The organism is SAR324 cluster bacterium, from assembly GCA_029245725.1.
Taxonomy (GTDB): Bacteria; SAR324; SAR324; order SAR324; family NAC60-12; genus JCVI-SCAAA005.
Window position 1 is genome coordinate 1 of the sequence record JAQWOT010000322.1, and the last position, 10,774, is coordinate 10,774.

Genomic DNA, 10,774 nt, shown 5'->3' on the forward strand with positions numbered 1-10,774 from the left:
AGAGTCTTGTGATGGATGTCGAGAACCTGGCCGATAGCTCGCATCCCCATCCCTTCGAGATAGAGCTGACAGGCCTGTTGCTTGAGGGCTGGATCTTTGCCACGTTGTAGCGTCTGAAAGATCCGTCAGCAGGCTTGGCAACGGTAGCGTTGGACACCACGGCTGGTACCATAGCGAATAGAGTCAGGATGAGCACAGTGAGGACATTGCATCCTTAGATCTCCAAATTTCGGAGATTACTTCATTTGTCTAAACGACGCAAATGCACCAACCCCCAAGTTTTGTAAGTATAGAAAATAATATGAGATCAATCACTTGTTAGAGAATGAGCAGGATCGTGGGGTGATCTGTGCTGTCTCTGCCTTCCTGCTATGGGGTTTCTTACCGATTTATTGGAAAACCCTGGCCCCAACAACTGCACTCGAAGTGATCGCTCACCGCATCGTTTGGTCCTTCGTGTTCACATGGGCCATCTTGCTCTGGCAGCCTCCAGTAGGGGGCTGGAGATCGATTCTACGAGAGCGTCAGCGTCTGATTGGTTTGATTTTCAGTGCTCTTCTGCTTGTTGGAAATTGGCTGAGCTATGTGGTGGCAGTCCAGCAGGATCGAGTGCTGGAGGTCAGCTTGGGCTATTTCATTGTTCCGTTGTTAAACATTCTCTTTGGTTTCCTTTTTCTGCATGAGCGCTTCAGTTCATGGCAATGGCTAGCGATCGGGCTCACGGCCTTGGCTCTCATCAACCTGATGCGGCAAGCGGAGCAATTTCCCTGGCTTGGGCTGATCATTGCGCTGACCTTTGCCGGCTACGGGCTGATGCGCAAAGTGATTCAGGTGCAGGGGATGCTGGGTCTCTGGATGGAAATGGTGATCCTGATGCCACTGTCCTTCATATTATTATGGTATCTGTCGCAGTCTGATGGGCTATATTTCGGGAGCAGCTGGGATTTGAGTCTACTGCTGGCAACCACTGGGGTGATTACTTCTCTGCCACTGTTACTGTTTGCAGCTGGAGCCCGAAGACTGCCGCTAGCGACCCTGGGCTTGCTACAATTCATTGCTCCTACCTGCTTTTTTCTACTAGGGATTTTTTTGTATGAAGAACCCTTCAGTCAGATCCAGGCGATCTCTTTTGGACTGATCTGGATTGCTGTGGTAATTTACTTGAGTCAGATCCAGCGACAGACAAGGCTACTGCAGGAAAACAAGGCGCAGACAGTGCATAGAGAATCAGTTTGAATTTGCGATCAGATTAGCAAACCAGCGGGGTAGAATGTCAGCCGATTCAGAAAACAGAAAAACTAAGGGTTCGAGCAAATTATCATTATTGGGCAACATTGCTTTGATTCTCGGTCTGCTCATTGTGATTGCTGGAGGTGTGATCGGGTGGTTGATGCCACCGCCACCGCCACCGCCAGTTGAAACGATTAGCTTGACGGAGGAAGAGCCTGCCCTCTCCGAGTCAACTAGCCTTCTTGAAGTGCTCAGTCCGAGTAAAAAGGATGCTCCTGACGTTGAGGTGGAGGAAGTGCTGGAGATAGATGAAGTGATGTTGGTTGATGCCAATCAGGTTCCTCCACTACCCATTAAATATTATGTGCAGGTCGCGAATTGTCTCGACAGTGAATGTGTTGGGGAGCACCGACGTTTGTTGTCCCGTCAGGGTTATCGGACACGAATTGAGAACGCTGTCGAAAGCATGCCTTTCCGAGAAGTTCGTTCCCAACCACTATATTCATCCGAACGATCAGCTGCTGTAGCTGAAGAAATCAACCAAGATCCTGGCTTGAACGGATATGCTCAGGTGCTTAAGCCGAATGACTGGTATCGCATTTCCCTGGGAGTCTTTCCAGAAGTCGATCAGGCAGACCGTCTGACGAAGGCGCTGAATGCCAAGTATGCAAGAAGAATTGACTTCGAGCATGTTGAGGTACGACTAGATTTTGAACACATGCGGGTTTATGCAGGAGGATACCGTGAAGAGAAGGAAGCTTTGCGCCTCAAAACATATTTAGAAAAAAGGGAACCTTTGTTCCGAGATCTCTTTGTCACTGCCCTCTTGCCGCGAGATTGAAAGCTCCCTCCATGCCTCGCTTCGCCGAACGCGCCTACAATTTTAGTCCAGGACCAGCGGTTCTCCCACTACTGGTGCTGGAGAAGGTTCAGAAAGAACTCCTCAACTATCGGGAATGTGGGGCCTCCATTCTGGAGATCAGCCATCGCTCCAAGGATTTCCTACCAATCCTGGATGAAACACAGCAACTCTTCCGCCAACTGACTCAACTGCCAGACAACTACCATCTCCTGTTTTTCTCTGGTGGAGCCCAGATGCAGTTTTCGGTGGTACCGCTCAACCTGTTCAGTCGCTCTGCCAACAATCGAGCAAGTTATGCTGTGACTGGGAAATGGGGAGAATTGGCTCTTAAGGAAGGCAAGCGTTACGGCAGCGCAGAAGAATGGGTGCATGGACGAGAAGACCGCTACAATCGAATTCCCACAGTCCATGCTGAAGATTTGGAACGGCTGAAGGGTTCAGCTTATCTGCACCTGACTTCCAACAACACTTTATACGGTACTCAATGGAATCACTTCCCGCAGGCTGGTGAAGTCCCATTGGTTATCGATGCAACATCAGATATCCTCAGCCGGGAAGTGGACTTCTCACAGTTTGGGCTGGTCTATGCCAGTCTGCAGAAAAACCTGGGTCCAGCTGGACTGACGCTGGTTGTAGTCCGAGAAGATTTGCTGGGACACCACCTGCCACAGACTCCAAAGTTACTGCAATACCAAGCCATTGATTCGCAAAATTCACTGAACAACACCATCAATGTGTTTGCCGTCTACGTGATGCGCTATGTCTTGGAGTGGTATCAGGAGCAAGGTGGAGTTGCTGCCATGGAGCAGCAAAATCGGCAGAAGGCCAAATTGCTTTATGACTATCTCGATGAGAGCGAATTCTTCCTGACAAGTGTCAACCCACCGGACCGCTCATTTGTCAACGTCATCTTCAATCTGCCGACTACTGAGCTGCTGCATCAATTTCTTCAGGAGTGTGAGGAAGTAGGACTGCTGGCTCTCAAGGGACATCGTGAGGTTGGAGGTGTGCGTGCTTCCCTCTACAATGCCCTACCTTTAGCCGCAGTAGAACGTCTGGTTGAAAAAATGCGGGACTTCGAGCGAAAAGCATTGACTTAAAAAAAATGAAATGATAGCTTTACCGTTTTCATTTTTTCGGCGAATCTCTCGTAGTAGCTAACCCGACACCCTAGCCAAAGCCATGCCAACCCTGAATCAAATTGTCCGCAAGGGGCGTAAGAAGCGGGTCGTGAAAAACAACGTCCCAGCCCTGCAGGCCTGCCCTCAACGAAGAGGAGTCTGTGTGCGGGTCTATACCTCAACACCTAAGAAGCCAAACTCGGCTCTGCGCAAGGTGGCTCGTGTTCGACTCACCAATGGAATTGAGGTGACAAGCTACATTCCAGGGATTGGCCACAACCTGCAGGAGCACTCTGTAGTGCTGATTCGGGGAGGTCGTGTCAAAGATCTTCCAGGGGTTCGCTATCATGTTGTCCGAGGTGCTCTTGATACAGTCGGTGTCAAGAATCGCAAGCAAGGGCGTTCCAAGTATGGTGCGAAGAAAGGGTAGTCCAACATGTCCAGAAGAAGATCTGCTACAAAGCGCGTTGTTCTCCCCGATCCGAAGTACAAAGATTTTTTGGTCAGTAAGTTTGTCAACAATTTAATGCATGATGGAAAAAAGAGTGTTGCTGAAAAGGTACTCTACCAAGCTCTGGACATGATCTCCCAAAAGGAGCAGGAGACCGGAGCTATCGATATCTTCCATCAAGCAGTTGAGAACGTGAAGCCCAACGTAGAAGTCAAGTCTCGACGTGTTGGCGGCTCTACCTACCAAGTTCCAGTGGAAGTCCGCTCTCAGCGCAGCCAAGCCTTGGCGATTCGCTGGCTGATTCGCTATGCGATTTCCCGAAGTGGCAAGTCCATGGAAGAGAAACTTGCTGGAGAGTTGCTGGACGCATTCAACAACCGGGGAGCTTCCGTCAAGAAGAAGGAAGATACGCACAAAATGGCTGAAGCCAATAAGGCTTTCGCCCATTACCGTTGGTGAACATTATAAATGTCCAAAGCCCGTCGATTTCGCCGGAATATTGGCATCATCGCACACATTGACGCGGGCAAGACAACTACCTCAGAGCGAATCCTCTTCTACACCGGTCGAATTCATAAGATTGGCGAAGTCAACGACGGCTCTGCCACGATGGATTGGATGGAACAGGAGCAGGAAAGAGGAATCACAATCACCTCGGCAGCGACAAGTTGTGGTTGGAAATATGAGGATGAGGAGTACGATTATAATATTATTGATACCCCAGGGCACGTTGATTTTACGGTAGAAGTCGAACGCTCACTGCGAGTACTTGATGGAGCGATCGCTCTCTATTGTGGGGTGGCAGGAGTCCAGCCCCAGTCTGAAACAGTCTGGTGGCAAGCAGGCAAGTACAAAATTCCTCGTGTGGCCTTCGTGAATAAACTGGATCGAATTGGTTCAGACTATTTCCGGGCGGTCGAGGATATACGCAAAAAACTTAAGGCTAATTCAGTAGCTTTACAATATCCCATTGGTAGTGAAGATCAGTTTCGTGGAGTCGTAGATCTGCTTGATCGGAAGGTTCTCTACTTTGATGAGGAGAGTCTCGGTGCAAAAGTTGATGTAGCAGAAATTCCAGAAGAATTGGAAGAAGCTGTTGAGCAAAAGCGACAGGAACTGGTCGAAAAAGTTTCGGAACTAGATGATGAGTTGCTGGAAGCTTTCCTGGAAGAGCAGGAAATCAGCACTCAGCGCCTGCGTCAGGTGATTCGAAAGGCAACAATCGAAGGTCGGTTACTGCCTGTCTTATGTGGAAGTTCATTTAAGAACAAGGGGGTGCAGCCCCTGCTGGACGCCGTAGCTGCCTACCTTCCCTCCCCTGATGATGTGCCGGCAATTGTTGGGAAACAACCGGATAGCGAACGAGAAGAAACCCGTACTACGAGTGACTCCTCCTTCTGTGGCCTAATCTTCAAAATCGCCAGTGACTCATTTGCTGGTCAGATGACCTTCGTCAGAGTCTATTCGGGGGTTCTAGCTCCTGGAGACATTGTCTTCAACCCTCGGACTCGAAAAACGGAGCGTATCGGTACCCTGGTCAAGCTTCATTCCAACAAGCGGGCAGAGATTGATCGTTTGGAGGCTGGGGACATTGCCGCAGTCATTGGTCTGTCTGTGGGAGTCACCGGGGATACCATCTGCGAGAAGCGTCATCCGATCTTGCTGGAAGGTACAGAGTTCCCGCAGCCAGTGATCGACATTGCGGTCGAACCGAAAACGAAAGCAGACCAGCCGAAGCTTGAAAACGCAATTTCCAGTATTGAGCGTGAAGATCCTTCTTTCCACAAGAAGATAAACCCGGATACAGGACAGATCATTATCTCTGGAATGGGAGAATTGCATCTGGAAATTGTGCTGGATCGGCTTTCCCGAGAATTCAAGGTTGGTTGCAACGCTGGTAAACCAAGGGTCTCCTACCGCGAAAGCGCAGCAGCAGCAGCGCAACTAAGACAAGGATTCGAAGGCACGTTGGCAGGCAAAGAACAGTTTGCCGCCTGTACATTGCAACTGGAGCGTTTGCCGGCAGGTCAAGGGATTGAGGTACTTAGTAAATTATCAAAGAGTACTCCATCTGGATTTGCCCCAGCAATTGAGATTGGTATTCGGGATGCGGCGCAGAGTGGGATGTTGCTGGGTTATCCGATGGTGGATCTACGATTCACAATCTTGGAAGCGGAATGGCGAGAAGACGGAAGCTCGGAGTTGGCATTCCAACTTGCTGCGAGAAACGGGGTGAGGGAATTGGTCAAAGAGGCTGGTCCAACCCTACTGGAGCCGATGATGAGTGTGGAGACAATCCTACCAGAAGCTTTCTTGGGAGAAGTGATTGCAGATCTCAACATTCGCAACGGACGTATTAAATTTGTAGAGGATCAAAACGAGATGAAGGTTGTTGAATCGGAAGTTTTCCTCTCCAAGATGTTCGGTTATTCGACTGATTTACGCTCTGCTACGCAAGGGCGTGCCTTGTACACCATGACGTTTTCTCACTACGAGGAAGTATCAAATGAGACCCTTCAGCAGGTTTTATCGTTTGGTAGTGCATAATGGGGCTTGTGTAAACGACAATCCACAAACGAACAAAGGAGTCATCAATGGCGCGAGAGAAATTTGAACGAACCAAACCCCACTGTAATATTGGGACAATTGGTCACGTGGATCATGGCAAGACTACATTGACAGCGGCGATCACCAAAGTGTTAGCCATGAAGGGCTTTGCTGAAAAGCGTGAATACGGTGACATCGATGCAGCCCCAGAAGAGCGAGAACGTGGAATCACGATTGCGACAGCGCACATTGAATACGAAACAGAAAATCGTCACTACGCTCACGTGGACTGTCCAGGTCATGCTGACTATGTCAAGAACATGATCACAGGTGCGGCCCAAATGGACGGTGCAATTCTGGTTGTATCTGCAGCCGATGGCCCAATGCCTCAGACACGAGAGCACATCCTGTTGGCACGTCAGGTCAACGTTCCTTACCTCGTTGTCTTCATGAATAAAGTAGATCAAGTAGATGATGCTGAGCTACTAGAACTGGTTGAAATGGAAGTTCGTGAATTGCTCAGCAGCTATGATTTCCCTGGGGATGATATTCCGCTGGTTATGGGATCAGCGTTGAACGCAATGGAATGTGCTTCAGAAGAGCCAGACCATGATGACTACAAGCCGATCACAGAACTCATGTCCAATGTTGATGACTACATTCCGAACCCGGAGCGAGACTTGGACAAGCCATTTCTGATGTCTGTTGAAGACGTCTTTTCAATCTCCGGACGTGGTACAGTAGCCACTGGTCGAATCGAGCGTGGTCTAGTCAAAGTCGGTGAGGAGATTGAGATCTGCGGAATTCGTGAGACCCAGAAGACGACAGTTACTGGAATTGAAATGTTCCGCAAATTGCTTGATGAAGGGCGAGCGGGCGACAACGTAGGTTTGCTGCTACGAGGTCTCAAGCGAGAGCAATTGGAGCGTGGCCAGGTAATTTGCAAGCCTGGTTCAATCACACCACATACCAATTTTAAAGCACAGGTTTACGTACTCACCAAGGACGAAGGTGGACGCCACACGCCATTTTTCACCAACTACCGACCTCAGTTCTACTTCCGAACCACCGACGTGACTGGTGTGGTTCAGTTGCCAGCAGATGTTGAAATGGTGATGCCTGGCGATAACGTATCGATTGAAGTTGAGTTGATTACCCCGATTGCTCTGGAAAAAGAAGTGCGTTTCGCGATTCGTGAAGGTGGACGTACTATCGGTTCTGGCGTTGTCACCGAAGTTACCAAGTAATTACGCAGGAGAGGGACAACCCCTCTCCTACTGCAGGCTAGAGCATGAACGAAAAAATCAAAGTCCGCTTCAAAGCGTATGACGACAAGTTATTGGATCAAACAGTTGAAGAAATTGTTCGCACGGTCAAGCGCACAGGTGCTCAGATTGTAGGACCAATTCCTCTTCCGACCAAGATTCACAAATATACGGTCTTGCGCTCTCCGCATGTGGACAAAAAGTCACGTGAACAGTTTGAAATGCGCGTGCACAAGCGGTTGCTCTACATTATGGAAACGACACCACAAACCATGGACGCGCTGATGCGCCTGGATATTTCTGCTGGAGTCGACATTGGCATCAAGCAGGTTTGAGCATGCAATTAAACACTTACAATCTGGATGGTGAGAAGGTAGGCAGCGTCGAGATCCAAGACAAACTGATACAAGAAGAATATTCCTCGCGCATCTTGCAGGAAGCGATTGTCGCATACCGCAACGAGCTGCGTCAGGGGACACATTCCACGTTGCAGCGCTCTGAAATTTCAGGTAGTACTCGCAAGTTGTGGAGACAAAAAGGAACTGGTCGGGCACGAGTCGGGAGTGTGAAGAATCCGATTTGGCGACACGGCCCCGTGGTTTTTGGTCCACAGCCTCGTGACTACGGGGTAAAAATCAATCAGAAGGCGCGCCGCAAGGCTGTTAGAGTTGCGCTATCAGAAAGAGCACGACAGGAGCAGCTTTCTGTATTGGAGCAAATGGAATTACCTACACACAAGACCAAAGCATTTAGTGGTATCCTCCGCAAATTCACAGAGGGGAAGTGCTTGGTAGTCGTCAAAGATATTGATAACAACTTGGAGCGAGCATCAAGAAATCTTCCCAATGTGAAGGTTCTTAAGGCAGCAAGTGTCAATGCCTATGAGATCGTCAATCATGATCGTCTGCTCTTGGCCAAGGATGCGATTCCAGTCCTCGAAGAAAGGCTAGGCTGATGGAATTATTCAATATCCTGCAACGTCCTGTGATGACTGAGAAATCAACCATCAGTCAGGAAATGCAGAACAAGTATACGCTGCAAGTATCTTCGAAGGCAACCAAACGACAGATCAAGAAAGCTGTCGAACTGGCCTTCAAAGTCAAGGTTGTCAAGGTCAACACCTTGAACACCAAGTCCAAGCAAAAGCGAATGGGACGTTTCGTTGGCAAGAGTACTCCTTGGAAGAAAGCCATCGTGACCTTGGCCGAAGGCAACAACATCGAATTCATTGCCAATTACTAATTTGTTTCCGGCACTCAGGTAGATCATGAGCATTCAGCGATTCAAAGCGACTTCTCCAGGTCGCAGAGACATGAGTGGCTTCCGTTTTGAGGAAGTTACCAAAGACAAACCGGAGAAAGGCCTCACCGAGAAGCTCTCTAAAAAAGGGGGGCGTAATTCCAATGGCCGAATCACCGTGCGACATCGAGGTGGTGGTCACAAGCGACGCTATCGGATTGTCGATTTCAAGCGCAATAAGACAGGTATACCTGCCAAAGTAGTCGCGATCGAATACGATCCAAACCGAAGTGCTCGCATTGCTCTTCTGCAATATGTTGATGGAGAGAAGCGCTACATCATCTACCCGGACGGACTGAAAGTTGGAGATGAAGTAATCAGCAGTTCAACAGCTGACATCCGTACAGGCAATACGCTGCCCATTGGTCGAATTCCGGTCGGAGCAAGTCTCCATTGTGTGGAATTGAAGCAAGGCAAAGGGGCGCAGTTGGCCCGAAGCGCTGGGGCATCAGTTCAACTGATGGCTAAAGATGAGAACTACGCACAGTTGAAGTTGAAGTCGGGTGAAATTCGCAAAGTGCGCGTCGAATGCCTAGCCACTGTTGGTACAGTCGGCAATAGCGAACACATGAATATGGACGTGGGCAAGGCAGGCCGTAAGCGCTGGAAAGGTTTCCGTCCAACTGTTCGAGGTGTTGTGATGAACCCTGTGGATCACCCGCACGGTGGTGGGGAAGGTCGAACATCTGGTGGACGCCATCCAGTAACTCCTTGGGGTGTGCCAACCAAGGGCTACAAAACACGCAACAACAAGTCCACTGACAAGTACATTGTACGGAGGAAAAAGTAATGCCACGATCTTTGAAGAAAGGTCCTTTCGTCGATGACCACCTGGAAAAAAAGGTGTTAGCGGCCAAAGAGAAAAACGATCGCAAGCTGATCAAGACTTGGTCACGCCGCTCAGTGATCTTGCCAGAATTCGTCGGCACCAACATCGCCGTCCACAATGGCAACAAATTCATTCCGGTGTTCATTACTGAAGATATGGTTGGCTACAAGCTGGGTGAATTTGCACCCACTCGGACTTACCGCGGACACATTGCCAAAACTGACAAGCGCGGGAAGAAATGATGCAAGCGAGAGCTACCGCTAAAGGAATCCGAATCGCACCCCGGAAAGTTCGGTTGGTGCTGGACAATGTTCGAAATAAGGATGTGAGCACGGCTCTGGCAATCCTGCAGAATACACCGCGCAATTCATCCCCTGTGATCTACAAGTTGATCCAGTCTGCTGTTGCCAACGCGATGAACCGAGATTCGTCAGCTGATGTTGACGAAATGGTGATCAAGGAGGCTTACGCTAACGAAGCCAGTACGCTCAAGCGTTTCCGCCCTCGAGCAATGGGTCGGGCCTCTCGAATTCATAAGCGGAGCAGCCACATCACCATCGTCGTTGAATCGGCCAACTGAGAGAAAAGTTATGGGACAAAAGGTTAACCCGATTGGCTTTCGTCTGTGTGTCAATAAGAATTGGAATTCAAGGTGGTACACAGAAAAAAGTTACGCAGAGACTCTCAAAGAGGATCTCGATATACAACACTTCGTCAAAAATCGCTTGAAGAAAGCTTCGATTTCGAAGATCGAAGTAGAGCGGGCCTCAAAGAAAACTAAGATCAACATCTTCACAGCCAAGCCAGGGATCATTATTGGCCGTAAGGGAGATGAAGTAGAGAGAATCCGAAAAAGCCTTCTCAATAAGTTTAAAAAAGACATTGCAATCAATATTCGAGAGATCAAGCGACCGGAAATTGATGCGCAGTTAATTGCTGAAAACATTGCCTCACAGTTGGAGCGTCGAGTTGCTTTTCGTCGAGCAATGAAGCGGACTTTAGCAACAGCGATGCGAATGAATATTGAGGGCTGCAAGATCATGATTGCGGGTCGGCTCAATGGAGCAGAAATGGCCCGCACTGAATGGGCCCGTGAAGGTCGAGTACGATTGCATACCCTGCGAGCCAACATCGACTATGGCTTTGCGGAGGCTCTGACAACATACGGTA

Annotated in this window: 14 protein-coding genes; all 14 read left to right on the forward strand. The window is 49.2% G+C overall.

What is annotated here, in order from left to right; translation table 11 throughout:
* Positions 1 to 315 precede the first annotated feature (315 nt).
* Positions 316 to 1,236, forward strand: coding sequence for an EamA family transporter RarD (gene rarD / locus P8O70_17045; protein MDG2198547.1), 921 nt, complete (start codon positions 316 to 318; stop codon positions 1,234 to 1,236).
* A 34-nt stretch (positions 1,237 to 1,270) separates the two neighbouring features.
* Positions 1,271 to 2,071, forward strand: coding sequence for a hypothetical protein (locus P8O70_17050; protein MDG2198548.1), 801 nt, complete (start codon positions 1,271 to 1,273; stop codon positions 2,069 to 2,071).
* Positions 2,072 to 2,082: 11 nt separating this feature from the next.
* Complete coding sequence (serC, locus tag P8O70_17055) at positions 2,083 to 3,192, forward strand: 3-phosphoserine/phosphohydroxythreonine transaminase (GenBank protein ID MDG2198549.1); 1,110 nt, start codon at positions 2,083 to 2,085, stop codon at positions 3,190 to 3,192.
* Positions 3,193 to 3,274: 82 nt separating this feature from the next.
* Positions 3,275 to 3,643 (forward strand): 30S ribosomal protein S12, encoded by a 369-nt coding sequence (rpsL, locus tag P8O70_17060; protein ID MDG2198550.1) that lies wholly within the window; start codon positions 3,275 to 3,277, stop codon positions 3,641 to 3,643.
* Positions 3,644 to 3,649: 6 nt separating this feature from the next.
* Entirely contained in the window at positions 3,650 to 4,123 is a 474-nt protein-coding gene (gene rpsG / locus P8O70_17065; GenBank protein MDG2198551.1) for a 30S ribosomal protein S7, read from the forward strand.
* A 9-nt stretch (positions 4,124 to 4,132) separates the two neighbouring features.
* The gene (gene fusA, locus P8O70_17070) at positions 4,133 to 6,211 is read left to right on the forward strand and encodes an elongation factor G (protein MDG2198552.1); all 2,079 of its coding nucleotides are present in this window, start codon (positions 4,133 to 4,135) and stop codon (positions 6,209 to 6,211) included.
* Between the two features lie 47 nt (positions 6,212 to 6,258).
* Positions 6,259 to 7,458, forward strand: a complete 1,200-nt coding sequence (gene tuf, locus P8O70_17075; GenBank protein ID MDG2198553.1) for an elongation factor Tu — start codon at positions 6,259 to 6,261, stop codon at positions 7,456 to 7,458.
* Positions 7,459 to 7,502: 44 nt separating this feature from the next.
* Entirely contained in the window at positions 7,503 to 7,811 is a 309-nt protein-coding gene (gene rpsJ / locus P8O70_17080) for a 30S ribosomal protein S10 (protein MDG2198554.1), read from the forward strand.
* Between the two features lie 2 nt (positions 7,812 to 7,813).
* A complete protein-coding gene (gene rplD / locus P8O70_17085) occupies positions 7,814 to 8,431 on the forward strand; it encodes a 50S ribosomal protein L4 (protein MDG2198555.1) in 618 nt (205 codons plus the stop codon).
* Positions 8,431 to 8,718, forward strand: coding sequence for a 50S ribosomal protein L23 (gene rplW / locus P8O70_17090; GenBank protein MDG2198556.1), 288 nt, complete (start codon positions 8,431 to 8,433; stop codon positions 8,716 to 8,718). The genes rplD and rplW overlap by 1 nt, the downstream gene beginning before the upstream one ends.
* Before the next feature lie 25 nt (positions 8,719 to 8,743).
* On the forward strand, positions 8,744 to 9,565 hold the full coding sequence (rplB, locus tag P8O70_17095; GenBank protein ID MDG2198557.1) for a 50S ribosomal protein L2: 822 nt from the start codon (positions 8,744 to 8,746) through the stop codon (positions 9,563 to 9,565).
* Entirely contained in the window at positions 9,565 to 9,846 is a 282-nt protein-coding gene (rpsS, locus tag P8O70_17100) for a 30S ribosomal protein S19 (protein ID MDG2198558.1), read from the forward strand. The genes rplB and rpsS overlap by 1 nt, the downstream gene beginning before the upstream one ends.
* Positions 9,846 to 10,184 (forward strand): 50S ribosomal protein L22, encoded by a 339-nt coding sequence (rplV, locus tag P8O70_17105; GenBank protein MDG2198559.1) that lies wholly within the window; start codon positions 9,846 to 9,848, stop codon positions 10,182 to 10,184. Before rpsS ends, rplV begins: the two co-directional genes overlap by 1 nt.
* Before the next feature lie 10 nt (positions 10,185 to 10,194).
* A partial coding sequence (gene rpsC, locus P8O70_17110; protein ID MDG2198560.1) for a 30S ribosomal protein S3 occupies positions 10,195 to 10,774 on the forward strand: 580 nt, incomplete at its 3' end.

What these genes read in the sequence shown, in the direction of transcription:
- P8O70_17050 (MDG2198548.1), top strand. Translation starts at nt 1,271, where the DNA reads ATGTCAGCCGATTCAGAAAACAGAAAAACTAAGGGTTCGAGCAAATTA.
- serC (MDG2198549.1), top strand. Translation starts at nt 2,083, where the DNA reads ATGCCTCGCTTCGCCGAACGCGCCTACAATTTTAGTCCAGGACCAGCG.
- rpsL (MDG2198550.1), top strand. Translation starts at nt 3,275, where the DNA reads ATGCCAACCCTGAATCAAATTGTCCGCAAGGGGCGTAAGAAGCGGGTC.
- rpsG (MDG2198551.1), top strand. Translation starts at nt 3,650, where the DNA reads ATGTCCAGAAGAAGATCTGCTACAAAGCGCGTTGTTCTCCCCGATCCG.
- fusA (MDG2198552.1), top strand. Translation starts at nt 4,133, where the DNA reads ATGTCCAAAGCCCGTCGATTTCGCCGGAATATTGGCATCATCGCACAC.
- tuf (MDG2198553.1), top strand. Translation starts at nt 6,259, where the DNA reads ATGGCGCGAGAGAAATTTGAACGAACCAAACCCCACTGTAATATTGGG.
- rpsJ (MDG2198554.1), top strand. Translation starts at nt 7,503, where the DNA reads ATGAACGAAAAAATCAAAGTCCGCTTCAAAGCGTATGACGACAAGTTA.
- rplD (MDG2198555.1), top strand. Translation starts at nt 7,814, where the DNA reads ATGCAATTAAACACTTACAATCTGGATGGTGAGAAGGTAGGCAGCGTC.
- rplW (MDG2198556.1), top strand. Translation starts at nt 8,431, where the DNA reads ATGGAATTATTCAATATCCTGCAACGTCCTGTGATGACTGAGAAATCA.
- rplB (MDG2198557.1), top strand. Translation starts at nt 8,744, where the DNA reads ATGAGCATTCAGCGATTCAAAGCGACTTCTCCAGGTCGCAGAGACATG.
- rpsS (MDG2198558.1), top strand. Translation starts at nt 9,565, where the DNA reads ATGCCACGATCTTTGAAGAAAGGTCCTTTCGTCGATGACCACCTGGAA.
- rplV (MDG2198559.1), top strand. Translation starts at nt 9,846, where the DNA reads ATGCAAGCGAGAGCTACCGCTAAAGGAATCCGAATCGCACCCCGGAAA.